The 24,664-nt window shown below is 46.5% G+C and carries 26 protein-coding genes and 5 tRNA genes; 25 read left to right on the forward strand and 6 right to left on the reverse strand.

What is annotated here, in order from left to right; genetic code table 11:
• Positions 1 to 23: 23 nt before the first annotated feature.
• Entirely contained in the window at positions 24 to 1,286 is a 1,263-nt protein-coding gene (locus ABD014_RS05970; RefSeq protein ID WP_343858704.1) for an MFS transporter, read from the reverse strand.
• A 250-nt stretch (positions 1,287 to 1,536) separates the two neighbouring features.
• Between ABD014_RS05970 and ABD014_RS05975 the strand changes: the two genes are divergently transcribed.
• The 9 genes from ABD014_RS05975 to ABD014_RS06015 all read left to right on the forward strand — a co-directional run bounded on the left by ABD014_RS05975 (position 1,537) and on the right by ABD014_RS06015 (position 8,662).
• Positions 1,537 to 1,612, forward strand: a tRNA-Asn gene (locus ABD014_RS05975).
• A 6-nt stretch (positions 1,613 to 1,618) separates the two neighbouring features.
• Positions 1,619 to 1,707: transfer RNA gene (locus ABD014_RS05980), tRNA-Ser, on the forward strand.
• 202 nt (positions 1,708 to 1,909) lie between these two features.
• Positions 1,910 to 1,984, forward strand: a tRNA-Glu gene (locus ABD014_RS05985).
• Between the two features lie 8 nt (positions 1,985 to 1,992).
• Positions 1,993 to 2,075 (forward strand) — tRNA-Leu (locus ABD014_RS05990).
• Positions 2,076 to 2,277: 202 nt separating this feature from the next.
• Entirely contained in the window at positions 2,278 to 3,921 is a 1,644-nt protein-coding gene (locus ABD014_RS05995) for an AraC family transcriptional regulator (RefSeq protein WP_343858705.1), read from the forward strand.
• Positions 3,922 to 4,027: 106 nt separating this feature from the next.
• A complete protein-coding gene (locus tag ABD014_RS06000) occupies positions 4,028 to 5,032 on the forward strand; it encodes an iron-hydroxamate ABC transporter substrate-binding protein (RefSeq protein WP_343858707.1) in 1,005 nt (334 codons plus the stop codon).
• A gap of 32 nt (positions 5,033 to 5,064) precedes the next feature.
• Positions 5,065 to 6,072 (forward strand): FecCD family ABC transporter permease, encoded by a 1,008-nt coding sequence (locus ABD014_RS06005; protein WP_343858709.1) that lies wholly within the window; start codon positions 5,065 to 5,067, stop codon positions 6,070 to 6,072.
• 1 nt (position 6,073) lies between these two features.
• Positions 6,074 to 7,084 carry a FecCD family ABC transporter permease gene (locus ABD014_RS06010; protein ID WP_379338153.1) on the forward strand — a complete coding sequence of 337 codons (1,011 nt, stop codon included), beginning with the start codon at positions 6,074 to 6,076 and terminating at the stop codon, positions 7,082 to 7,084.
• Positions 7,085 to 7,105: 21 nt separating this feature from the next.
• Positions 7,106 to 8,662, forward strand: coding sequence for an alpha/beta hydrolase (locus ABD014_RS06015; protein ID WP_343858715.1), 1,557 nt, complete (start codon positions 7,106 to 7,108; stop codon positions 8,660 to 8,662).
• Between the two features lie 78 nt (positions 8,663 to 8,740).
• Here ABD014_RS06015 and ABD014_RS06020 read toward each other — a convergent pair whose 3' ends face one another.
• Positions 8,741 to 9,358 (reverse strand): hypothetical protein, encoded by a 618-nt coding sequence (locus tag ABD014_RS06020; protein WP_343858717.1) that lies wholly within the window; start codon positions 9,356 to 9,358, stop codon positions 8,741 to 8,743.
• 270 nt (positions 9,359 to 9,628) lie between these two features.
• On the opposite strand from ABD014_RS06020, the gene ABD014_RS06025 reads away from it, so the two are divergent.
• Positions 9,629 to 9,979, forward strand: a complete 351-nt coding sequence (locus tag ABD014_RS06025) for a helix-turn-helix domain-containing protein (RefSeq protein WP_343858720.1) — start codon at positions 9,629 to 9,631, stop codon at positions 9,977 to 9,979.
• 158 nt (positions 9,980 to 10,137) lie between these two features.
• Positions 10,138 to 10,220: transfer RNA gene (locus ABD014_RS06030), tRNA-Leu, on the forward strand.
• A 72-nt stretch (positions 10,221 to 10,292) separates the two neighbouring features.
• On the opposite strand, the gene ABD014_RS06035 is transcribed toward ABD014_RS06030, so the two are convergent.
• The 3 genes from ABD014_RS06035 to ABD014_RS06045 form a co-directional block, all read right to left on the reverse strand.
• Positions 10,293 to 11,534: a tyrosine-type recombinase/integrase gene (locus ABD014_RS06035; protein ID WP_343858723.1), complete on the reverse strand. Its 1,242-nt coding sequence runs from the start codon at positions 11,532 to 11,534 to the stop codon at positions 10,293 to 10,295.
• A gap of 75 nt (positions 11,535 to 11,609) precedes the next feature.
• Positions 11,610 to 12,080 (reverse strand): ImmA/IrrE family metallo-endopeptidase, encoded by a 471-nt coding sequence (locus ABD014_RS06040; protein WP_343858725.1) that lies wholly within the window; start codon positions 12,078 to 12,080, stop codon positions 11,610 to 11,612.
• A gap of 20 nt (positions 12,081 to 12,100) precedes the next feature.
• On the reverse strand, positions 12,101 to 12,745 hold the full coding sequence (locus tag ABD014_RS06045) for a helix-turn-helix domain-containing protein (protein ID WP_343858727.1): 645 nt from the start codon (positions 12,743 to 12,745) through the stop codon (positions 12,101 to 12,103).
• Between the two features lie 234 nt (positions 12,746 to 12,979).
• Between ABD014_RS06045 and ABD014_RS06050 the strand changes: the two genes are divergently transcribed.
• The 5 genes from ABD014_RS06050 to ABD014_RS06070 are packed head-to-tail and all read left to right on the forward strand — an operon-like array spanning position 12,980 to position 14,628.
• Positions 12,980 to 13,192, forward strand: coding sequence for a helix-turn-helix domain-containing protein (locus ABD014_RS06050; protein ID WP_343858731.1), 213 nt, complete (start codon positions 12,980 to 12,982; stop codon positions 13,190 to 13,192).
• Positions 13,189 to 13,929 carry a phage antirepressor KilAC domain-containing protein gene (locus ABD014_RS06055; protein WP_343858734.1) on the forward strand — a complete coding sequence of 247 codons (741 nt, stop codon included), beginning with the start codon at positions 13,189 to 13,191 and terminating at the stop codon, positions 13,927 to 13,929. Before ABD014_RS06050 ends, ABD014_RS06055 begins: the two co-directional genes overlap by 4 nt.
• Complete coding sequence (locus tag ABD014_RS06060; RefSeq protein WP_343858737.1) at positions 13,926 to 14,234, forward strand: helix-turn-helix domain-containing protein; 309 nt, start codon at positions 13,926 to 13,928, stop codon at positions 14,232 to 14,234. Before ABD014_RS06055 ends, ABD014_RS06060 begins: the two co-directional genes overlap by 4 nt.
• Positions 14,231 to 14,434, forward strand: coding sequence for a hypothetical protein (locus ABD014_RS06065; RefSeq protein WP_343858739.1), 204 nt, complete (start codon positions 14,231 to 14,233; stop codon positions 14,432 to 14,434). The genes ABD014_RS06060 and ABD014_RS06065 overlap by 4 nt, the downstream gene beginning before the upstream one ends.
• A gap of 2 nt (positions 14,435 to 14,436) precedes the next feature.
• Positions 14,437 to 14,628 (forward strand): hypothetical protein, encoded by a 192-nt coding sequence (locus ABD014_RS06070; RefSeq protein ID WP_343858741.1) that lies wholly within the window; start codon positions 14,437 to 14,439, stop codon positions 14,626 to 14,628.
• A gap of 119 nt (positions 14,629 to 14,747) precedes the next feature.
• Here ABD014_RS06070 and ABD014_RS06075 read toward each other — a convergent pair whose 3' ends face one another.
• A complete protein-coding gene (locus ABD014_RS06075; RefSeq protein ID WP_343858743.1) occupies positions 14,748 to 15,401 on the reverse strand; it encodes a hypothetical protein in 654 nt (217 codons plus the stop codon).
• Between the two features lie 80 nt (positions 15,402 to 15,481).
• Here ABD014_RS06075 and ABD014_RS06080 point away from each other — a divergent pair, with 80 nt between their 5' ends.
• The 9 genes from ABD014_RS06080 (at position 15,482) to ABD014_RS06120 (ending at position 24,365) form a co-directional block, all read left to right on the forward strand.
• Positions 15,482 to 15,619, forward strand: a complete 138-nt coding sequence (locus tag ABD014_RS06080; RefSeq protein WP_343858745.1) for a hypothetical protein — start codon at positions 15,482 to 15,484, stop codon at positions 15,617 to 15,619.
• 231 nt (positions 15,620 to 15,850) lie between these two features.
• On the forward strand, positions 15,851 to 16,624 hold the full coding sequence (locus ABD014_RS06085) for a DUF7666 domain-containing protein (protein WP_343858747.1): 774 nt from the start codon (positions 15,851 to 15,853) through the stop codon (positions 16,622 to 16,624).
• Between the two features lie 193 nt (positions 16,625 to 16,817).
• Positions 16,818 to 18,149 carry an AAA family ATPase gene (locus ABD014_RS06090; protein WP_343858748.1) on the forward strand — a complete coding sequence of 444 codons (1,332 nt, stop codon included), beginning with the start codon at positions 16,818 to 16,820 and terminating at the stop codon, positions 18,147 to 18,149.
• Complete coding sequence (locus ABD014_RS06095) at positions 18,149 to 19,228, forward strand: ATP-binding protein (protein ID WP_343858749.1); 1,080 nt, start codon at positions 18,149 to 18,151, stop codon at positions 19,226 to 19,228. The genes ABD014_RS06090 and ABD014_RS06095 overlap by 1 nt, the downstream gene beginning before the upstream one ends.
• A 24-nt stretch (positions 19,229 to 19,252) precedes the next feature.
• Complete coding sequence (locus ABD014_RS06100; RefSeq protein ID WP_343858751.1) at positions 19,253 to 19,795, forward strand: hypothetical protein; 543 nt, start codon at positions 19,253 to 19,255, stop codon at positions 19,793 to 19,795.
• Between the two features lie 9 nt (positions 19,796 to 19,804).
• Positions 19,805 to 21,385 (forward strand): DEAD/DEAH box helicase, encoded by a 1,581-nt coding sequence (locus ABD014_RS06105; protein WP_343858753.1) that lies wholly within the window; start codon positions 19,805 to 19,807, stop codon positions 21,383 to 21,385.
• A gap of 3 nt (positions 21,386 to 21,388) precedes the next feature.
• Entirely contained in the window at positions 21,389 to 21,634 is a 246-nt protein-coding gene (locus ABD014_RS06110; protein WP_343858755.1) for a hypothetical protein, read from the forward strand.
• A 23-nt stretch (positions 21,635 to 21,657) separates the two neighbouring features.
• Positions 21,658 to 22,101: an ASCH domain-containing protein gene (locus ABD014_RS06115; RefSeq protein ID WP_343858757.1), complete on the forward strand. Its 444-nt coding sequence runs from the start codon at positions 21,658 to 21,660 to the stop codon at positions 22,099 to 22,101.
• A 2-nt stretch (positions 22,102 to 22,103) separates the two neighbouring features.
• Entirely contained in the window at positions 22,104 to 24,365 is a 2,262-nt protein-coding gene (locus tag ABD014_RS06120; RefSeq protein ID WP_343858761.1) for an AAA family ATPase, read from the forward strand.
• The last annotated feature ends 299 nt before the right edge of the window (positions 24,366 to 24,664 follow it).

Raw genomic sequence — 24,664 nt, forward strand, 5'->3', positions numbered from 1 at the left:
TAGTAGCGGCTGGATAGCCGCCGTCAGATCTCACGGAAGCTACGCCGGCTGAGTAAATAGAAGAACGGAACGATCATCAATAGACCGAAGATGAGAAATAAAAGATTGACTTTCATCCATTCCCCTAAAAATCCGGCCAGAGAGCTGCCAATCGGTATTGCTATCGTACAGATCATGCTATAAATAGCTCCGACTCTGCCCAACAGCTCCTTCGGTACCGTCTCCATAAAGTAAGTAGTGGCCGGCGTGCTGATGAGTGAGACCGACATCCCCATGCAAAAAGTGATAACGACGGCAAAATAAAGTGAATGGACCTGAAAGAAGGTAGGCAGATACAACAGAGAATAGCTTAGACCGAGCATCAAATAACCCAAGATGATAAGCTGGCTTTTCTTGAACTGGGTGCCCTTGTGGCTAATCCACAGTGCACTTACGATCATTCCGCTGATCATGCCGATTCCGAGTATGCTTAGCCCTTGTGGTCCGGATTTGAGAATTTCTGCTACATAGACCGGAGTCAATACATTATAGGGCGCGAGACATAGGTTAACATAAGCAGCGCAGATGACAATGGTGACGATCATCCGATTCGAGAAGAGGAACTTGAGTCCAAACTTAATTTCCTGAATAAAAGAGGTCTTCGCAGCTGAAGATTGAGATGCATCTTCTCCAGTTTCTTCTTTGTTGACACGGATAAAGGCTATCAGCGTAGCGGCTGTGAAGAAGGTGATTCCATCCAGCAAGATTGCTCCGGAAATACCCAAGAAGGCGATCATGCCGCCAGTAATTGCAAGACCGGCTAATTCGGCAGTTCTTGTGGCGGAGGTGGAGATAGAGTTGGCACTTAATAGTTTATGTTTTGGAAGCAGGGAAGGTACGATCGCCATTTCCGCGGGATGCGAGAAGCATTCGATGGTGGAGATCGTAAAGGTCAATACATACAGATGCCAGGGTTGTAGCCATCCTTGCCAATACAACAGTGCTGTAAAAATGACAAGTAGGCCGCGGCAAGAATAGGTGATGACAATGACTTTGCGCTTCGACCAGCGATCCACTAGGGCTCCAGTGAAGAAATTGAACAGAATGCCAGGTACGAAATTAAGAGCGAACAAAGTACCCATCATGATTTTCGATCCTGTGAGCATGTAGACCATCCAGCTATAAGCGATCGAGTCGATGGAGTCGCCAAAGTGAGAGATAACTCTGGCAAGAAGATAAAGGGTAAATTCTTTATGAGCAAGCAGACTGGAGAGTTTCTTTTCCTTCATCAAAACAGCTTCAGGCATAAATATCTCCCTCTCGGTAAAATATTTAACTCGTTCAATTTTATTTAACATTAAAATTATTTTGACGTTGACTTTATTATATCCACCATTTGGAATTTAGCAAGGGGGGATGAGGAGAATTTTAAATTTTTTTTGGCTTAGCTTGTCCTCTTATTGCTTATTGTGTGATCTAGCAAAAGTCTGCCACGCTATCTTGACTTTCTGATGAAAGCGTAATAAAATTGGATTTATTCTGATAGTTATTCAATGTTCCCTGATAGCTCAGTCGGTAGAGCACTCGACTGTTAATCGAGTTGTCACAGGTTCGAGTCCTGTTCGGGGAGCCATTTCTTGGAGAGATACCCAAGTGGCTATAAGGGGACCCTCTGCTAAGGGGTTAGACTGCGTAAGCGGTGCGAGGGTTCGAATCCCTCTCTCTCCGTTTTGAATAACTTCATTTACAAGAGATGAGAATCCTGATAAGAAGGGTTCTTCAGAGTTGAAGCTTCCGCGCTGCATAACGGTGTCGGGAGTTTTTTATTTCTGGTGTGAAGGTGTAAAAATATTTAAAAAAACATCTTGCCATGTTTAATAGTTCTTGCTATAATCTTTCTTGTCGCTGCTTTTGGAACCTAATTAAATATGGCCCGTTGGTCAAGGGGTTAAGACACCTCCCTTTCACGGAGGTAACAGGGGTTCGAATCCCCTACGGGTCACCATGTTATATGCGGTAGTGGTGGAATGGCAGACACGCTATCTTGAGGGGGTAGTGGGCGTACGCCCGTGGAGGTTCGAGTCCTCTCTACCGCATACAGTTAAGAAGCATTCGCTGAGGCGGGTGCTTTTTCTATTTTCTATGAACAACCTGATTCCTTACAAGGAGTGGGGTTGTTTTTTATTTTAATAGGAATGAAGAGAGTCGTATGGAAAGTCCTTATCGCAGACTGGCGTTTATGGTATGATATCTACATGATAATGATAACCATTCTCAATTAATAAAGGCGGTACATAAATGATGACCAATGCAAACCATAAACGAGTAGATCTTCAGGCTATGATGGTCCGACTGTGGCATGCGGACTTTTATAACCAGACCGGATTGAATCTGGAGCAGCAACTGGCTATGCAAAATGCGTTAATTATAGTGTTAAAGGGCGAGCTCAATCTCGAGTTGGAGGGGCGGACGGTTCATCTTAGTGAGGGCGGTGTTCAGCTATGTCCTTGCGGAAGAACCTTTGGAGCGAAGAGCCGTAGGTGCGATCTCGTGACAGCAGCCGTATTCCATTTTAGTCTCTATCAGGCGGATGCTTCATATAAGGAATCTATAAAAGAGATAACAGATTTGGGATCTTGTACGCTCTGGGAGGACAATTTGGCTGTATGTTCGGCAGAGAACCTGAAGGCGGTAAGCCGTAAAGTGCATAGGAATTTTCATCATAGTCAGTCACATAAGCAGTGTCAGGCCCAGCTTGATTTCCAGGAGCTGCTGTACGAACTGGCGGCCGGGAGCGGGAATGCGGCTGGAATCGATAAAGCGCAAGTGCTTGAAAAGGCCAGAACGTATATCGAGGAGCATTATGGTGAGGAATTGACGATACAACGACTGGCTGAGGTCGCAGAGTTCAGTCCGAAATATTTTGCAGATATGTTCAAGAAGACATACGGACACAGCGTCATGGATTATGTAACACAGGTAAGAATGGCAAAGGCGAAGCAGTTAATGCTTAGTTCAGGTGCATTGTTGAAGGAGATCGCCCCGTTGGTGGGGTACAAGGACGAATTCTATTTTAGCCGAAAATTCAAAAAAGAGATGGGCTTGTCCCCTTCGGCATACATGAAGGAGCGGAGCAACAGGATAGCCTTATACGGCTCTACCTCGCTGCTTGGATATCTGACTCCGCTGCAGATTATCCCCTATGCGGCTCCATTGCATCCTAAATGGTCATCCGAGCGGTATCATACCCTTGGCCCGGATATCCCTGTTCATCTGGATGCCTATCGGCAAAATCATAATAAAGAGGCTAATCTTGAGAAGCTTGTAGCGGCCAAGCCGGAGCGGATTATATGCATCCAAGGGCTGGAGCCTTGGGAGAAACAGAGATTAGAGCAGATTGCCCCGCTCCATGAGCTGGCATTGGAGACAGGGGATTGGAAGAGAGAGCTAATGACACTGGCCACGCTGCTAGACAGGAAGGCGGAGGCAGATCAATGGCTGCAATCCTTTGAACGGAATATTATTCGGCTGAGACTTCGGATCATTCAGTATATGCAGCCTCCGGCAGCAGTTGTGGTGCGCGTCTTCCATGATCAGCTTGCATTATATAACAGCCGAGCTGTGCATGAAGTACTCTACAAGCTGCTGGGCTGCGAAACACCCCCTAATCTTCAAGAGGCACAACCCTTTGCATCGTTGACTATAGATCAATTGGCGATGATCAAGGCAAAGCATATTTTTGTCCTAGTCCGACAAGACTCGGAGACATTGGCCTATTGGAGGGAGTTATCATCCTCGGCGGCATGGATGTCCATTCAGGCGGTTAGAGAGGGGACGATGCATCTTATTAACTCCTATCCGTGGCGGGAACATTCTCCGACTGCGATGGAGCAAATGGCAGAAGCTGCAACAGAGCTGCTAACTGGAAAAAGTCCATGCTAATTCGGGAATTTGTCCATGGTACATTCGGCACTCCTCCTTTACTATCAATAATGATAATCATTATCAATTAAGGCGAGAGTTGTCGAAGGGAGAAGTTAGAGAGAATATGAAAAGATTCAATATGTTATTAGGGGTATTTCTGGCGTTAACGGTAGTCCTGTCGGCCTGCGGCAAGGAGAATTCGTCCTCGGGGTCTCCAGCAGCGCAAAATACTAACCAAACTGCCGCGGGGCAGCCTGCGGAAGCAGCAGAGCAACCGGCATCATCGGATACAAGAGTTATAAAATATCTGGATCAGGAATATATACTTCCGCCCAAAGTTGAACGAATTGTTATTACGGGTGCCGTTGAAGCGATGGAGGATTCAATCGTGCTCGATGTGAAGCCAATCGGCGCCATTTCATTCTCTGGAAAGTTCCCTCCATTGTTCGAATCAATCACTACAGAAGCGAAATCTGTCGGCGAGAAAATGGAGCCGAACTTTGAGACAATTCTATCTCTTCAGCCAGATGTCATCCTGACTTCGACCAAGTTCAAACCGGAGGTCAATGAGAAGCTGGAGAAGATTGCTCCGACCATCCCGTATTCCCACATATCCACGAATTGGGAGGCGAATCTGAGACTGCTCGGAGAGCTTAGTGGTAAAGAGGAGCAGGCTGAGCAGGAAATAGCCAAATACAAGGCCGATCTGGATGCGGCCAAGTCGCAAATCGGAGATAGTCTGAAGGACAAGAAGGTCGTGGCGGTACGGATCCGCGGTGGGGAAGTGTACATTTATCCGGCAGCGGTATTCTTCAACCCGGTATTGTATGAGGATCTCGGTCTGGCCGTTCCGGCAGAAGTACAAGCTGCCAAGGCTCAGGAGCTGATCTCGAAGGAGAAGCTCGCAGAGATGAATCCGGATTATCTGTTTATTCAATTCTCGGCGGATGAGAATATGGACACGCCAAAAGCATTGGATGAGTTCCAGCAAGATCCGATTATGAAAAGTCTGAATGCATTCAAGAACGGTAAGGTGTTCGTGAACATCGTCGACCCGCTTGCCCAAGGGGGAACGGCTTATAGCAAGATTGAGTTCCTGAAAGCAGCGGTTGCCAATCTTACCAAGTAAAAATACTACAGTTAATATAAGGCGTGTTGACGATGCGGTTAAAACGAACGCTGCCGGTGGTCATTCTTGGAATGGCCCCGGCAGCCATTGTATTATTGATCCTTGCTTCAATTTTATATGGGGCCAAGAGCATTACGGCAGCGGAGGTATGGAACGCGATTGTTGCTTTTGATCCGGACAATGTTGATCATCAGATCATTATAAGCTCCCTTCTTCCACGTGTCGTCGGGTCGATCCTGATTGGAACATTCCTCGCTGTCTCAGGAGCTCTTATGCAGGGCATGACCCGGAATTATCTCGCATCGCCCTCGATCATGGGGGTATCGGACGGCTCCGTATTTGCGGTTACACTGTGCATGATATTTTTGCCGAATGCCAGCCCCAATTTATATATCACCAGTTCGCTGATTGGCTCTGCCTTGGGAACGACCATCGTCTTTGGGTTAGCCTGGCTTATTCCTAACGGGCTTAGCCCGGTCAAACTGGCCATTCTCGGTTCAATCATTGGAACCTTTCTTAGCGGAACGGCCCATGCGATGTCGACTTACTTCCAAGTCTCGCAAAATATCAGCTTCTGGTATAACGCCAGATTACATCAAATGGACCCGGAGCTAATCCGACTTAGCATCCCGTTCGCACTGGTCGGCCTGACGTTGGCGCTGCTAATCTCCAGGTATATCTCAGCCCTCTCTTTGGGGGAAGAGGTAGCCCAGGGATTGGGCATCCGCACTTGGATCATCAAGGCATTGGCTATTCTCGCGACTGTACTGTTGACCGGAGTCTCCGTTGCTCTGGCCGGGAAAATCGCCTTTGTCGGCCTGATTATTCCTCATATCGCGCGTTTCCTCTCGGGTGTTGATTATCGCTGGATTATTCCGGTCTCTGGAGTGCTTGGTTGCATTTTCCTGGCGACATGTGATATTGTAGCCCGTTTTATTAACTATCCGTTTGAAACTCCGGTGGGAGTAGTCACTTCTTTGATTGGTGTGCCATTCTTCCTGTATCTGATCAAGACCAGGGGAGGTGCCCACCGTGAGTAATATAACGCAGCGAAGATTCTGGACAGTATTAACTGTCGGTATTCTAATTGCTGTTGCGGCTGCTTATCTCAGCTTGACTAACGGCACATTCGACATGTCGGTGCTGGATGTTATCAAGACCCTGCTAGGGATAGACTCTCGACCAGAACATAACCTTGTGGTATTCGAGTTCAGGCTGCCGCGCATTGTATTGGGAGCGCTCGTTGGGTTCGCACTGGGCACTGCTGGATCGATCATTCAAGGGGTAACGAGGAATGGACTTGCCGATCCAGGGATATTAGGGATTAATGCCGGAGCTGGCTTGGCCGTCGTATTGTTCATGTTTCTGTTCCAGGGAGTTATTACGGTGACAGGTTGGCTTGGAGTCATGCTGATGCCGATGTTTGGCATCGCAGGCGGCTTGCTGGCTACCGCAGCGATATATGTGTTCGCTAAAGAGAAGGGCAGACTCGATCCGCAGCGGCTAATTCTGGTCGGTATCGCCGTTGCGTCAGGTTTCGGGGCACTCACGATGTATATATCCCTGAAGATGAATCCGAATGATTACGAGATGGCCGTCGTATGGCTTGCCGGGAGCCTTCATAATGCGAATTGGAAGTTCGTCGTCACAATGCTGCCATGGCTGCTACTTCTGCCGATAATCTGTCTTCGATCTTATAAGCTTGACCTGTTTCAACTTAGTGAGGACAGTCAGAAGAGCGTGGGGCTGCATGTTGAGCGGGAGAAAAACATATTTCTGCTCTGTAGCATCGGACTGGTCAGTGCAAGTGTTGCCGTATCGGGCAGTATCGCTTTTATCGGCTTGATTGCACCCCACCTAGCACGGCAGCTTGTAGGTCTGCGACATACGCGTCTCATCCCGGTCAGCGGGTTGGTGGGCATGATTATGGTGCTGATCGGTGATTTTATTGGCAAGACTGTATTTGCACCGGCAGAACTATCGGTTGGTATTGTCGTGTCTATCATCGGCGTGCCGTATTTCGTTTATTTATTACTTCGAACTAGGGGATAAGGAAAGACATGGGAGGAGAGTATGGAACGATATCAGCGGCTTAATGTTGGAGACTGGAAGCTGGTCCTCCATTTGCCGCCATCCTATGTGACAACATGGCGCCGCTATCCGGCGGTGTATGTCCAGGACGGAGGCGAGTTATTCAGCGGTTGCCTTAACTATTTGGATCACTTGTATTTATCCGGCCAGTTGGCTGAGGTTATTCTGATTGGTATAGAGCCGCATTCGCGTAATGACGAATATACACCGTGGCCTGCGGCCGCGCTGGTAGATGGTTTCTCGCCATTCGCCGGCCGGGGACAGGACTATGTAAATGAGGTTGCAGATGTAATCAAGCCCTATATCGATAGTCATTACCGAACAAAAAGACAGGCGGAGGAGACGGCGATCATCGGCGGTTCGCTTGGCGGACTAATCTCCCTCTTCGCCGGTTGCTGGCGGCCAGACACCTTCGGACGGCTCGGTCTGCTGTCGGCCTCCTTCTGGTATGAAGGAGTGCTAGATTTCATCCGGGAGCATGATGGATTTGAAACTCATCAGCGCGTGTATATGTCGGTTGGAGATAAGGAAGGAATTTATAAAGAGACGCGGCAGCGACATATGGTTGAATATACCAAGGAGGCCCACCAACTGTGGCATGATAGAGGAATGGGCTCAACTCAGCTGAAGCTGGAGGTGGAACCGGAAGGTACGCATGACGATCTGTTCATGATGAGGCAATTCCCAGAGAGCCTGAAGTGGTTCTTCGGTAATCCAGAGAGGGACTTCCCATCCAAGCAAATGCTCGGGAGGAAGATGCAAATACCCGGTACGCAGGTATGGAACTTCCATTCCGGAGTGGCTGACCGAGATTATCGCATCTTTATTGCCGAGCCGATGAGCCCATCGCCTGTCGGGGGTTATCCTGTGCTCTATACATTGGATGCCAATGCCACCTTCGGTTCACTGGCGGAAGCAGCCAGATTGCAGACCAGAGGCCCGCACGGAATGGATCCATTTGTGATCGTAGGTATAGGGTATCACTCCAGCGATCCAATCGTGACTCAAGAACGTTTCTACGATTACACGGTCTTTGCTGATAGCGGTGAGTTGCCGGCAAGGCCTGATGGATCTGCCTGGCCGCTCACGGGCGGTGCTGAGGCGTTCCTCGATTTTATCGAATATGAGCTTAAGCCGCTAATCGAGAAAGAATTTCCGATTGACCATTCCAGGCAGTCACTATTCGGCCATTCGCTAGGTGGGTTCCTGACTCTATATACGTTATTTACGCGTCCGAGTTCATTCAGCCGTTATTTTGCTGCCAGTCCATCGATTTGGTGGAAGAATCATATCCTGATTCAGTTATGGGAGAATAATAGGGAGCATATGACACTTCGTGAGACGGAGATTGAGCTGCATTTGAGTGTTGGCAGTCAGGAGAAGCCCAATATGGTTAGTGATGCTAATAAGCTGTACCAGCTCTTGACGACAGATGAATATGGTCCAAAGTTCGTCTCGATGACCGAAGTTCCTGATGAGGGACATGTATCACTGCTGCCTTCACTATTCAGCCCGATGCTGCGTCGTGTGACAACTTAAAATGAAGAAAAGCGCTTCATGCTATTGGCAGGGGCGCTTTTTTGATGCTGTCAGTGACAGCCCTTTCATTTATCGAGATCAAGAACAGGATGATTTATCCAGCAGAGAGGAGTATTCAGGGTATAGGCGCCGAATACATTCCGGGCAAATGTCATGGGTGAATTCGACTTTTGTATGCTTCTCCAGGAAGCTTTCGATGGAATTCCAGATATCATGCTCATCACGAATTTTCTTGCATACCGCACATATGGGAAGTAGACCGTGTAGTGTACAGATTTGCGCCAGTGCCTTTAGATGATTTTGCTCGAGTAATTTGCTTTGTGTAACATCAGTAAGGCAGACGAGGCCCCCTTTGACGGAATTTCCGTTAGGAGAGTAGATCGTTGAAGCCTCCAATGTGAAGCATTTCGTCTTAAGCCGGGACGAGGACTTGAATTCCTTGTAGAGGAATGGGTTCGTGCCATCCAGCACGGCGTCTAGCTCATGGGGAGGATGCCCCTCATCCTCAGCAAGAGCGTTGTAAATCTGCGCTAAATTAACCCCGGTCCATTCGAAGGATTCAGGGACGCCTGTTTCGAGCGAATGCAGATACCAGGCTCGATTGACGGATACGATGAAGCCTTGGGGATCGATAATCGCGATATCCTGTCTCAGCAAATCGATAATTTCTATAAAGTGGATGCCTGAGTTATGCAAAATAAAGTCGCTCCCTCTATTTGAGATGGGACTGCTTCTGTTGAACTCTAGGGGGGTATAGGTTTGCTTAAGTTGGATCTGGAGGGGATAACTATCCGTCGGTGTGTGTTCATGAGGAGTCCATAGTAAATGGCATGGAATTAATGGTACAATTACCATTATGCTATAATTTCCGTTGCATAAAGAAAAGTATATACGTCTTTGCGTTACTTCGCAAGAAGAAAATTACTGAAATGCGTCTTAAGACGAATATTTGGAAGGCGGTTGTATATGCAATCCATTTATGATCGAATCGAATTATTAATTAAAATGAAGGGAATGACCAAGAAATCATTCTGCGAGAAGCTAGGCATCAGTACGGGGAATCTAGGAGATTGGAAAAGAGGGAAATCGACACCGAGTACCAATAAACTGGTTGAGATTGCTGGGTTCTTCGATGTTAGCCTGGATTGGCTCATATTGGGCAAGGAACCGAATCAATTGCACTTCAAGGAAAATGCAGCGACATATACATGGGATGAACTAGGAAACGATCTTGTGCTGTCTGAGAAAGAAAAAGAGTTTATCAAGGAGTACATCGATTTCACACGTTACCGAAGAAGCCAGTCTTGTGATAAATAGATGTATTTAGCATTTCTAATGCGCCGAGCAAAACAATGCAGGCCTGTAAATCCTTTTGGATGAACGGGCTTGCGCAATAAGCCTTAAGTAATTTTTTTTGTTTACTTTTCAAGATCTTCAGTGTATAATAAAAGAGTTGCTGAAAAAGTTAATAATATGCGGTAGTGGTGGAATGGCAGACACGCTATCTTGAGGGGGTAGTGGGCGTACGCCCGTGGAGGTTCGAGTCCTCTCTACCGCATGGCCGAAAAGTCCTTGTATATCAAGGGCTTTTTACTTTTTCTTAGGGGCGACAGAATAGGATTGGACGAACCTAATTTGCAGATTGGGGACAAATTGGGGACGAAATATTTTCCGGGGCAAATTTATCAAACTTCTCTGCTGTTCCGCGGCTTAATTTTTTTGTAACATGAGTATAGATGTTGGCTGTCGTTTGATACTTGGAATGGCCTAGTCGCTTTTGTATAGCTTTCATTGATGCCTCTGCCTCGATTAATAATGTCGCGCTGGAGTGTCGAAGATCATGTAAGCGTATATTCTTAACTCCGTGTCGTATCGTGAATTTATCCCACCATTCAGATGGATAGGTGTGGTAGAACGGTTTCCCGAATCCAGCATGGAATACATATTGTCTATCTCCACCGATCCATTTGTCACCGACTTGTAGTTTCTCTTTTTTCCACTCACGTTCATGTATACGTAGCTCATTCATATACCACTCAGGCATGGCTATGATGCGCTCTGAGCTTTTTGATTTTGGTTTCTTTTCAACTGCTTTGCCGTTTTTTGTTTGGGATATGCTATTTCTAACTTCAATAGTTTTATTGTTAAAATCTACATCACACCATTCTATGCTTAGTAATTCTCCACGCCTACACCCTCCGATCATCGCCCCTAACATAAATAATCTCCACCGTCTTGGTTCTTTGTAGAGGCACTTAATAACTTCCTTAGCTTCGTCTTCATCATAATAATCAAACTCTGTTTGCTCGACTTTCGGCTTTTTAACTCCGATTGCTGGATTTGATTTAATCAGCTGCCAGTCTTTTGCCCGAGTTAAAATGTTTTTTAACACCCGATAGATGTACTGGATCGTGCCAGGGGACAATAACTCGCCTTTCCCATCTTTACGTGCGCCGGGTTTCCCTAGATCACTTATAAATGTCACGATATGCAGCGTCTTGATCTCATCTAAATACATGTGCCCAAATTTGGGTAAGATGTGGTTCTTGATATGCCGCTTATACGTGTCATAGGACAGGGGGGATAAGTTATCCGTGTTACAGGCATACTTCGGATCCCACTCATTATTTACAAATTGCTTCAGTGTCATTTTCTCTGGATTGATGTACTCACCAGATTCAACCTCTTGTTTAAACTTAAAAAGCTCATCTTCCAGATATTCACGTAATTTCTTTGTTGTTTTTAGCAGCGCAGGGTCTTCTACGGTGATTGTTCTGCTTGGGCGGTTACGGGTACCATCGGCGTGGTAACCTAAGTCGATCCGCAGTCGCCAGCTGTTGGTTCCTCGCTTTTCAATACTCCCTTTTGCCAATTTAAAGACTCCTTTCGAACGTATGTTCCATTTTCGGGTATATTTAAACAGCCTTACGGCTGGAAAGCACGAAGGTTACTCAAACATTTCAGCAACTCCTAGAGGGTCGAAATAAATTATGTAGTTGTTCCAAGTTGTACATATCCCATATTTGTTAAAGTATCGATCAATGCTGGCCTGTAAAAACTCCTCGGTAACCCCTAGGTATTCAGCCAGTTCAAACCTTCCTTTAATCCTAGCGTGATAAGCTTGTACAATTGCGGACAACGGGACGAGCTTATCATAGCCCCATTGCCTCGCCTTTAGCTCTTGCTGCTGATTTTCTAGTTTTGATTGATCGGTAATATCGCCCACGGTGAGATAGTAGTGACCAAGTTCCTCTGACAAAATACATTTTCGCTCAGTGTCGGTCTCTATGGTTTTGTTGAGGAGTATCATATCGGCCACACTAGATTCGATAAAAATCCCCTTTAACCCCGTGGGGAGTACCGCATTATCATCAAAGATGATAGGAACTTCTTGTGCTAGATCCTCATAGCTGATCATCCGTTCATCTCCCGATTCAATTACTTGTCGTTTTTAGCGAGAGCGATTTTCATGGCTAGTTTAATCTGTGCGAGTTGCTCCTCTGTTAAGGCTCCTTCATGTCCGACCTGGTGGGCGGCAAGAGTTATGATATCTTTTTCAGTCATGTCGTCGCTATTTGGGTGCGCTTTGGTCTCTACGTTATCAAATTTTGTATCTTGAAATTCCTCAAAAGCTTCTTTAGGTTTTAACGAGGGCCCCTCGTACACGGGAGGTTCTTGGCGAGCATATGCCTCTGCAAGTGTTTTAGTATCCATTTTAAGAGCTCTGGAGAGTCGATCAACTAATTCTCCCTGTTCATAGTCCCAAGGCTCAGGCGGTAATGTATCAAGGCCTCTTAAATATGAAACTGGAAGTTCGGTTATTTCTGCTAACTCTTCTATAGACATGTTTAGTTCTGTAAGTCTTTCTTCAATTAAGGCGTAAATTGATTTACCGAGTAAATAATCCAAAGAGACATCAAATATATCAGCTAATTTCATAGCTAATTCCGCGCTTAAATTTCTCCGCCCCCGTTCGATGTTGTAGTAATACTGAGTAGAAATTCCTAATTTCTCTGCAACTTCAGCTCCGGTTAAATCTAAAAACCGACGGGTTTTTCTAATTCTATCAGATGGTACTTTCACGGATATTTTCTCTCCTCATTGATTAATTTTCTTAAATATATCATCTATTTGGATAAAAATCAAACGGATGTAAGTTTTATTTGAAGCAAAATGAAGCAAATAGGAGCATTTTCTTTGAATCATCCAATATTTTCTTCATTTTGCTTTATTATAATCCTATTTGGATACTTTTAATCCTTTACGAATACTATCCATATAGAATACAATATATCCAGAAAGGAGGTATTCTATACAATGGATTTTTCAAGCGCTGTTAGACATAGGCTCGTAGATCAGAGGTTGAATCCTTCCGAACTTGCTCGGATGTCAGGCCATTCTCCTCAGTACATTCATAATTTACTGAACGGAAATCGGCGCTGGAATGAAGATTCAATGCGGAAAGTCTGCGATACTCTGGGGCTCGAACTAAAGATAGTACCGAAGGAAGAAAGTGAGGTTTGCTTATGACTGATTTAATCCCAACACACTCCAATGAGAATGGAAATTTACTCGTAAGCGGTCGTGATCTGCACGAGTTTCTGGAAGTAAAGACTGAATACCGACATTGGTTTCCCCGGATGCTGGAATACGGCTTCGCTGAAAATGTAGACTTCGTAGCTATCGTTCAAAAAAGACCGACAGCTCAAGGTAACGAAACAACGTACACCGACCATCACATAAAAATCGAGATGGCTAAGGAGATCTGCATGATTCAACGGAATGAAAAAGGGAAGCTAGCCCGGCAATATTTCCTTGATCTTGAACGTAAATGGAACAGTCCTGAAATGGTCATTAAGCGAGCTCATGAATTTCTTGAAAGAAAGGTAGCAGCTCTTACTACTGAGAACCTGGTCCTCATTCAGCAAAACAATGAGTTAAAGCCTAAAGCTTCCTATTATGACATGGTGCTACAAAATAAATCGCTTCTCTCGGTCTCGAAGATTGCCAAGGATTACGGCATGAGTGCAATAGCGCTGAACAAGAAGCTTTACGAGCTTGGCATTCAGTATAAGCAAGGAGACATCTGGCTTCTGTATGCGAAGCATCAGGACAAAGGATATACCCAGACAACGACCCATGTAATAGATGCGGACAAGTCCCGGGTGAGTACGAAGTGGACCCAGAAGGGCCGACTGTTTATCTACGATCTACTTAAGCGGGAGGGCATTCTTCCAGTAATTGAGAGGGAGTGTGAGGCTTCATGACGGCTCTTGAAAAAGCAATCGCTGACATCGTGGCCATTCATGTAGCCGAGGCTGAAAAGCGAATCATGGAACGAATTCCAGCTTCTGAGGATCGGACACTTACATTTACACAAGCACTGGATTATCTACACATGTCGGAGTATACATTACGGCAATTCTGCAAGGCAAAGAAGATTCCACATCGCACCGTAGGAGCCGAAGGGAGTAAGAGTCCACGCTACTTGTTTAGTACTGTAAGTCTTGATAGGTGGAAGCGAGAAGAAGAAGCGAGAAACTATCGTCCTGGGGAGGTATTGAACCAATGACCAAACAGCCTAATCACATTTCTACTGAAGTCATCGACTATTGCGCTAATCCGGAATGCAATTCAGAGATTTTCTTCGGACAGCCAGTCTTTAAGATCGGTCACGATCTGGTTTGTGGGGCTACATGCCTTATGAAAATGCTTGGAGCTAAGACGGTGATAGCTGGACAGACTCGTGAAGATGATGCGGAAGGAGAATAACCATGGGATATGAAGCCAATCACAAAGGCAAGTTTGTACAACGTCTTGACTTCATGCATCGCGAAACGCCCGGAGTGAATCTATCAACTGATTTCATGACACAGCAACAGATAAAGGAGTTATCCGGACCGGTTCATGTCTTTTACATTCAAATCCAAGGAGGGCAGAATGAACAAATACAACAAGTTAAATAGACGGATCAACCTAGTTTTCATAATCGCATTTGCAATCGTCATCCTACTAAATTACTGGTCAGTCTATGAAAAAAATAAACTCAATCAACGTTATGAGCAGTCGATTGAGCAATTTGAAATCATCGTTCAGGATTATCAAGATCTGGAGCATCTTCTTCGGAGTTATGTTCAGAAATTAGAGGTTGAATAGTGTATATTAGCTCATTGAATTTTTCAATTATTTCGTTATGCTGCTGAATTCTGATTTCCTTTTCTTCCTTCTTCTCTACAGAATCTTTGTATTCCGAATAGAACGGGTAAATGAACTGCAAAACTGCAAGAACGAGATATAAGATACGATCCCATGTCCACTTTTCTGATGTCGTTGTTGTGTTGTAGTTAATTGTAATGTTGATATTTTGGTTCTGCTTTTCGATTTCTTCAGCTTCAAGTATTGGTTCAAACGAATCAAACAATTCATCAATTTTAGGAATCACAGCATCAGGGACCTTGGTTAAATGATTTGTAGCTTTAGTTAGCGCTTCAAGTGTGGGACTTAATGTCTCTAAGTTTAGATGTGCAAGCTTAATAGCTTTTTTAGCAGCTCGTAATTGATCCTCTTGAATTTTGTTAATTGTTTCAATCAACGGAAGGAGCGAATCTTGAACTAAGTTAATTTGGTTCAAGGCTGGTGAAATAACTGAGGAAATTTGTTCTTGAGCTTTAATCGCTGGTAACATCGCAACTCTTATTTGTTCTTGCATCCTTATCAGTTTTGCGATCGAATTATTCAAAAAACTCACCTCAACAAAATAATTGTTGATATTAATATTCGACAAAGATCTATAAAACCCTTGAAGGGAGGTGAACGACGATGCTGATACCAGATAACTTGCTGGACAAGCTTGGTACTTATTATGTTCATCAATCTATAAATGTTCGCTACGGGATTACATTTGAAAAGTTCGTAGGGCTGCACCAATCCGGTGTTTGGACCGCTTACTTAGCTTGAAAGGAGGTGAGGAACTTGGGTCGCAAGCAACGTTTGAGAGTTTGCTGTAATCTGCGGCAGCTGGCCGACACAGCACAGTCGGAGCAATTGCGAAGATGTTTTGAAAATCAATACATTAATACGAAATCTCGCTTAAATGAAAAACAGCTTCCTGCGGGGTAGGAGCCGCTAGAAGCTGCAAAAAACAAACTATTCTATGGTCAGTGTAACACTGACAGAAGGAGAAAATCAATGGAAAACAATATTGTCAAGGGTTTTAAAGTGTTCAATCCGGATTGGACATGCCGTGGCTTTCAGTACGAAGTAGGTAAAACATTCACACATGAAGGTCATATGGAGCTTTGCGATGAAGGATTTCACTTTTGCGAGAAGCTGGCTAACTGCTTCAATTACTACGATTTCAATATTGACAACAAGGTTGCTGAGGTCGAAGCGCTTGGAGAGGTAGAAAGTGGCGACGACAAGTCTGTAACCAATAAAATCCGCATTGTTCGTGAACTGAGTTGGCATGAGGTTCTGGAGATGGTTAACCTTGGCCGAGGGAATACAGGATTAGGCAACAGCGGCTACTACAACAGCGGCAACCGCAACAGCGGCTACTACAACAGCGGCGACAGCAACAGCGGCAACCGCAACAGCGGCTACTACAACAGCGGCGACAGCAACAGCGGCTACTACAACAGCGGCGACAGCAACAGCGGCTACTACAACAGCGGCGATTTCAATTCATGCAATTATTCTTCCGGTGTATTTTGTTCTATTGAACCTGAATTCCTTCTATTCAATAAACCAAGCCCTATTAGCCGTGATGAATTCAGATATAGCGAAGTTGGGTATATCTGCCGGCGACTTCGCGTGACTGACGATGAAGGGAATCGGATTGATTATCAGCAGGCATGGGCTAATCTCTGGGAATCGCTATCCAATCATGAAAAGATCATTGTTCAGAGCATTCCTAACTTTGACGCCGATGTGTTCGAGGAAATCACCGGGATTCAGGTGTAATGATCTGCTTCAAAGGCGATGTGGTCAAGTTGAAATCGGGTGAAACTGCAGAAGTCTTAGATATCTGGGGAGTAGCCCGGACTTGGCATAAATTGAGATCTAGCAATGGAACTATCATCTTCTCGATGACTGATAATATCGATTCTATTATAAAACGCCATTCCAATAAGAAGGAAAAAGGACGGAGAAAGCAATGATTAAAATCAATAGGCTAGAAATCGAAAATGTAAAACGCGTCAAAGCGGTCAAGATTGAGCCGACAGCAAGCGGACTGACATTAGTCGGCGGCAAGAACAGGCAAGGCAAGACAAGTGTTCTGGATGGCATTGCATGGGCCTTGGGCGGTAATAAGTATCGCCCTTCCCAAGCTGAACGGGAAGGATCAGTAGTGCCGCCGTTCTTACGGCTGACTCTATCTAACGGATTAGTCGTGGAGCGCAAGGGCAAAAACAGTGACCTCAAGGTCATCGATCCGAGTGGGCAAAAAGCAGGACAGCAGCTCCTGGATAGTTTCGTGGAAGAGTTGGCAATCAACCTTCCTAAGTTCTTGAACGCCACAAGCAAAGAGAAGGCCAACATTCTGCTGCAGATCATTGGCGTTGGTAACCAGCTTCATGAGTTGGAGCAGAAGGAGCAGGAGGTTTACAACCGACGGCACGCTATCGGCCAGATAGCAGACCAAAAGGCCAAGTTTGCCAAGGAAAAACCGTATTTCCCAGATGCACCGAAGGAGCCTATTTCCGCTTCGGAGCTGATCCGGCAGCAGCAGGAGATTCTAGCGCGTAACGGGGAAAATCAGCGGAAGCGTCAGCAACTGGAACAGATTCAGGCAGCGCATTTCAGCCAAAAGGAAGAGGTCGAGCGGTTAAAGAGATTGCTTGACGATGCCATCTTGAAGTCTCAACAACTTGAGGCAGACTTGGCCGTTGCTCAGAAAGACGCCATCGACTTGCACGACGAATCTACTGCAGAATTGGAAGCCAACATTCGCCAGATCGACGAGATCAACCGGAAGGTCCGAGCGAATCTGGACAAGGACAAAGCGGAAACGGACGCAGGAGATTACCGCCAGCAATACGACACGCTGACTTCTGAAATCAACGCAGTACGCCAGCAGAAAACGGATCTTTTGACCAACGCGGATCTTCCGCTGCCAGGACTGTCTGTAGAAGATGGAGAGCTGCTCTATAACGGCCAGCGCTGGGACAACATGAGCGGTGCCGATCAACTCAAGGTCGCCGCTGCCATCGTGCGGAAGCTCAAACCGGATTGCGGATTTATCCTGCTGGACAAGCTTGAGCAGATGGATATGGATAGCCTCCGTGAGTTCGGAGATTGGTTGGAGCAGGAAGGCTTACAGGCGATTGCAACCCGTGTCAGCACAGGCGAGGAGTGCAGCATCATTATCGAGGACGGCTATGTCGCAGGACAGGAAGGTATTCAACTCCAGCAGCCTCCGGGTGAGATCGATCCTGGCGAAGGATGGAACGCTCAGGCACCGTCTTGGAAAGCGGGTGAATTTTAATGTTTGAGATTATTAGCGGTACGGTTCAGACTGCCCAAAAAGTTGTGCTGTATGGTCCAGAGGGTATTGGTAAATCTTCACTGGCCGCTCAGTTTCCAAATCCTGTGTTCATCGATACAGAGGGTTCGACAAAGCAGTTGAATGTTCAACGCCTGCCGAAACCGTCAAGCTGGGAAATGCTCAAGCAGCAGGCTCAATGGGTAAAGCAGCAAGGCCCAGCTCGTTTCGGTTCACTCGTTATTGACACAGTTGATTGGGCAGAAATGCTTTGCGTTGATAGCGTATGTGCTGCTCACAACAAAAACGGTGTCGAGGACTTTGGGTACGGCAAGGGATATATCTATGTTGCGGAGGAGATCGGGCGGTTCTTGAATCTTCTAAGCGATGTAGTAGAGGCAGGTATCCACGTTATTCTAACCGCCCATGCGCAAATTATTAAATTTGAGCAGCCGGACGAGATGGGGGCATACGATCGTTATCAACTCAAGTTGGGGGCTAAGACAGGTTCCAGAACAGCTCCACTCGTCAAGGAATGGGCTGATATTGTCCTCTTCATTAATTATAAAACGTTCAGCGTAGCAACTGACAAAGAAGGCAAGAAGAATAAGGCTCAAGGTGGGGCGCGGACCATGTACACCACACATCACCCCGCTTGGGATGCGAAAAACCGCCACGGCCTTCCGGACGAATTGCCATTGGATTACAGCCATATTGCTCATATCTTCAATCAGCCAGTGCAGCAGGCGCCTACACAACCGTCACAGACTCCACCGCCTATTCAAACTGCTCCACCTATGGAAACCGCGTCTCCAGCAAGCGTGCCGACACAACCGCCGATAACTTCATCGGAACAAAAGTCTGATCTTAATCCTAATATTTATGGCCCTCTACGTGATCTGATGATTCAAAATCAGGTGACCGAGGCAGAAATTCAGGCGGCGGTAGCCAAGAGACAGTATCTTCCGGCGGATATGCCAGTTGCAGATTATCCACTGGATTTTGTTGAAGGAGTACTGGTAGCGGCATGGAATCAAGTTTACGCAATTATTTGTGAAATACGGGAAAATGTACCGTTTTAATAAATCATTCAGGAGGAATTATACATGACTACTCAAAACAACATCGAACGAGAACTTAGCTGGGATGACGAGATTCAGAAGGATGGCGGAGACTTTATACTCCTTCCTGCAGGTGACTATAATTTCACGGTTACGAAATTTGAACGCGGGCGATTTGCAGGCAGTGCCAAAATGCCAGCTTGTAACCAAGCTAAGCTTGAGATTACAGTACATTCCCCAGAACACGGCAATGTAGTAATCTTCCATAATCTATTTCTTCATACAAAAACAGAAGGTTTGCTATCTAATTTTTTCGCAGGTATCGGACAGAAGAAGAAAGGTGAGCCGCTACGCATGAATTGGCAAACTGTTGTTGGTTCCAAGGGGCGGTTAAAACTAGAGATTAACAAGTTCATGGGCAATGACGGTCAAGAGAAAACTAACAATCAAGTGAAATCATTCTATTCCTACGAAGAGTTGAACCAACAACCACAGCAACAGCAGCAATATAATCAGCAACAACAATTTCAGGCCCCATTCCCCGGCGCTCAGCAGCAAGGCGGAGGCTTCACGCCTGGTCAGTTTTAGGAGGCGGCTATGGAACTTAGACAATATCAACAGGAAGCGCGTGAAAATATCCAGTCGGAGTGGGAAAAGGGCGTACAGCGGACATTGCTTGTCCTTCCGACTGGTTGCGGTAAAACAATTGTATTCAGCAAAGTAATTGAAGACCGGGTTAGGCTGGGCGAGCGTGTGCTCGTCCTGGCCCATCGCGGAGAGCTGCTGGATCAGGCAGCCGACAAGTTAGCCAAATCTACCGGATTAGGATGTGCTACAGAAAAAGCAGAACAGACATCTCTTGGCAGTTGGTTCCGGGTTGTGGTTGGCAGTGTACAAACGATGATGCGAGACAAGCGGTTGCGGCAGTTTGCAGTCGACCATTTCGATACAATCATCATCGACGAGGCGCATCATTGCATATCAGACAGCTATCAACGGGTGCTGCAGTATTTCAAAGAGGCGAATGTTCTGGGCGTGACAGCTACTCCTGATCGGGGCGACATGCGTAACCTGGGCAGCTATTTCGAGAGCTTGGCGTATGAATACACGCTACCGAAGGCGATCAAGGAAGGATTCCTGAGCCCGATCAAGGCCATGACAATTCCTCTTAAGCTGGACTTGTCCGCTGTAGGGCAGCAGGCTGGAGACTTCAAAAGCAGTGACCTGGGCACCGCCTTGGACCCGTATCTTGATTCTATCGCCGCAGAAATGTGGAAGGTAGCAAAGGATCGGAAGATTGTTGTATTCCTCCCATTAGTAAAAACCAGTCAAAAGTTTACTTCTATATTAAATGCGGTCGGATTTAGAGCTGCCGAGGTAAATGGGGAATCACAGGACAGAGCAGAAGTCCTTGAAGACTTTGACAAGGGTAAATATAACGTACTTTGCAATTCCATGCTGCTCACAGAGGGTTGGGATTGCCCAAGCGTGGATTGTGTCGTCGTACTGAGGCCGACAAAAGTCCGCAGCTTATACAGCCAGATGGTCGGGCGCGGTACCCGGCTATACCCTGGAAAAACTGAATTACTATTATTAGATTTCTTGTGGCATACAGAACGGCACGAGTTGTGTCATCCGGCCCATCTGATCGCAGAGAATGAGGAAATCGCTCAGGCCATGACCAAACAGATCGAGGAGGCAGGCATTCCGCTGGATCTTGAAGCCGTAGAGAAGCAGGCTGCAGAAGATGTGATTGCGCAGCGTGAGGAAGCCTTAGCCAAGCAACTCGAAGAAATGAAGCGTCGGAAGCGTAAGCTAGTGGATCCGCTGCAATTCGAAATGAGTATTCAGGCAGAAGACTTATCCAGCTATGTACCTTCATTTGGTTGGGAAATGGCGCCACCAAGTGATGCGCAAGTTAAGACGCTCGAGAAACTCGGAATTATGCCTGATGAAATCGACAACGCAGGTAAGGCAACGAAGCTGCTGGAGAGATTGGACAAGCGCCGTTCTGAAGGTCTAACCACACCGAAGCAGATCCGTTTCTTGGAACAGCGAGGCTTCGAGCATGTTGGTACATGGTCATTTGAAACAGCCAAGCGCTTGATCGATCGGATCGCTGGTAATGGATGGCGCGTGCCGGATGGCGTCAATCCGAAAGAGTATCGCGGGGAATAGCTTATGATACAGACATATAAAGGGATCCGCCTCGAACTGATCAAGCGAAATTATGAAGGATACGCTGCAAAACGTTTTACGCTTGGTGGCACTAACCAGAATGTCTGGATTCCGAATAAGCATCTTGAAGCTGACGGAACCATCAAAGCAGGCGAAAATATCGATTATGTATTCCGGAAAGCACAGCGACAACTTGAATTGGCTGGATATATTGAAGCTATAACTGGAATAAAAAGGCGTTCGATTTAGGACAGTACGGGGAGTGAATAAATATGAAGGCTATTACAATTCATCAGCCTTGGGCGACGTTGATTGCACTTGGCGAGAAACGATTTGAGACACGGAGCTGGCCTACGAAATATAGAGGGCTGATTGCAATACATGCTGGTAAGAAGATCGATAAGGAAGCTTGCATGCAGCCGGAGATCAGCAGAGCGCTGGAACGGCAGGGATACACTGCGAATAACCTTCCTACTGGCGCAATAGTGACCGTGTGCAATTTGGAAGAAGTGCATCAGATAACAGTTGCCAGAGACAGTTTTGCTGGCTCAGTAAATCAGAATGGCGAAATAGCAATGCACGTTGAGGGAGACGAATTCGCCTTTGGCTGGTATGAGGAAGGGCGCTACGCTTGGGAATTGCGCACGGTACGACGGATAACTGAGCCTATCCCGGCCAAGGGGCAGCAGGGACTTTGGAATTGGGAAGGTCAATGAGTATGGAACATAAACTCGATCTTATAGCATTGCTTGATTACATTGACCCCGCCTTCTTAAGTTACCAGGAATGGGTCAACGTCGGCATGGCGCTGAAATATGAAGGTTACACGGCTAGTGATTGGGACGACTGGAGCAAACGGGACGGAGGACGCTACCATCCGGGCGAGTGCTTCAAGAAGTGGACGAGCTTCGAGGGTACAGCCAATCCGGTTACCGGGGCCACGATTACCCAAATGGCGAAGGACAACGGATGGATGCCGCGGTCTGCTGATCGTGAAGATCGGGAGCTCAGCTGGGATGACGAGATTTCCGGCGGTGATTATGTTGTTGTAGATCGAAACTGGATCGAGGGCAAGGAGATTCATGAGCCGGCTGCTTGGAATCCAGTGCAGCAGCTGACAACCTATCTTGAGACATTGTTCGAATCGTCAGAGCAAGTTGGTTATGTCGTGGACACTTGGCAAAACGATGAAGGCAAGTATCTGCCCACTAAAGGGGCATGGGACCGGACGGCCGGGGAACTTATCCAGCTGCTTAACCAATGTGACGGTGATATCGGTAGCGTGTTAGGTGATTATGATCCAGCTGCAGGTGCGTGGATCAGGTTCAATCCCCTAGACGGTAAAGGTGTAAAAAATGAGAACGTGTCTGAATTTCGATATGCCTTGGTTGAATCTGACACGATGGATATCGAGAAGCAGAACGCCATCATGCGTGAGTTGGAGCTGCCGATCGCAGTCATGGTGTACAGCGGTGGTAAGAGTCTCCACGCCATTGTAAGAGTGGAAGCAGCCAACTATGACGAATATCGGAAACGGGTGGACTACCTATACAATGTCTGCAAAAAGAACGGCCTGAATATAGACAATCAGAATCGTAATCCGTCCCGGCTTTCTCGTATGCCCGGCATCGAGCGAAACGGCAAGAAGCAGTTCATTGTGGATACGAACATTGGCAAAACAAGCTGGGCGGAATGGCATGAATGGATTGAGGGGATTAATGACGATCTTCCGGATCCGGAGAGCCTAACAGATTTTTGGGATAATATGCCGACATTGGCCCCGTCATTGATCGAGGGCGTACTACGGCAGGGGCATAAGATGCTCATGGCCGGACCATCCAAGGCAGGCAAGTCCTTCGCGTTGATTGAGCTTTGTATAGCCATAGCAGAAGGTAGCAAATGGCTAGGCTGGCAATGTACACAGGGCAAAGTGTTGTATGTCAACTTGGAGCTTGATCGGGCCAGCGCATTACACCGTTTCAAAGACGTGTATCAAGCGCTAGGGCTTCCGCCGCAGAATATCGGAAATATCGATATTTGGAACCTTCGTGGTAAGACAGTCCCTATGGACAAGCTAGCTCCTAAACTGATCAGGCGTTCAGCGAAGAAGGGGTACATCGCAGTTATTATTGACCCGATCTACAAGGTTCTTACTGGTGACGAAAACAGCGCTGACCAAATGGCACACTTTACGAACCAGTTCGATAAGGTAGCCACAGAACTAGGCGCGAGTGTTATCTATTGTCATCATCACAGTAAAGGTTCGCAAGGCAATAAGAAGTCAATGGATCGTGCTTCTGGTTCAGGTGTATTTGCCCGGGATCCGGACGCGCTGATCGACTTAGTAGAGTTGGATGTAACGGAAGCATTGCTGAAGCAGGAAGAGAACAAGGCGATATGCGCCATGTACAAGCAGTTGTTCCAGCAGCATAACCCTGCATATCTGCAGGAGCATGTTTCACAGGATGACGAGCTCAGCGCCAAAACGATGGAGGATCACGCAAAGCGAGCTATGCCACAGGTCATGACTAACATCATGCCGACCATAGAGCAGGTACTTAAGGCAGTGAAAGGACGCTCTGCATGGCGAGTGGAGGGCACATTACGGGAGTATGCCAAGTTCGAGCCGGTCAACATGTGGTTCCAGTATCCGATCCATAAGGTGGATGATGTCGGCAGTTTGAAGGACATCGATCCGGAAGGGGAATCTTCAACACCACCGTGGCAAAAGGCGACCAACAAACGGAAGGATAGAGCAAAGCAGGAGCGCCGGAGCAAGGCCGAGGAATTTGAGGAAGTAGTGAATAACTGCAATTTCGGGGAACCACCTACGGTATTGGATGTCATTGCATGGTATTCTTCGACCGGAAAAGAGGTAGCTGAACGTACTGTGAGAGACTGGGTCAAGAAATACGGTTATGAAATTGATCGATCAATCGGTTTCCGCATAGTCAAAAAGGAAGATAAAGAAGATGAATAATCGCGGCGGCAATCATGATTTTATGGTCGTTGCAAAATGTTGCAAGTATCACTATTTAATGATTGCCGCAATTTGCGAAATATGGTCTTTGCAATTCTGCAATAAGTTGCGGGGATTTTGATACGGTATGATTGCCGCCGCCGATGGCGGAGACCACTATATATAAATATATAAGGAATAAGGGAGGGGGTATAAAAATCCCCCTCCCCCTTCCCCTAAATTTATGAGGCAACCGCCGCAAAAGTAAAAGCAAAAAAATGGAAGGTGAGAAACGGTGAAGATTTGGGGCCGATCAAAAG

The sequence above is a fragment of the Paenibacillus motobuensis genome (assembly GCF_039521865.1).
In the GTDB taxonomy this organism is placed as follows: Bacteria; Bacillota; Bacilli; order Paenibacillales; family Paenibacillaceae; genus Fontibacillus; species Fontibacillus motobuensis.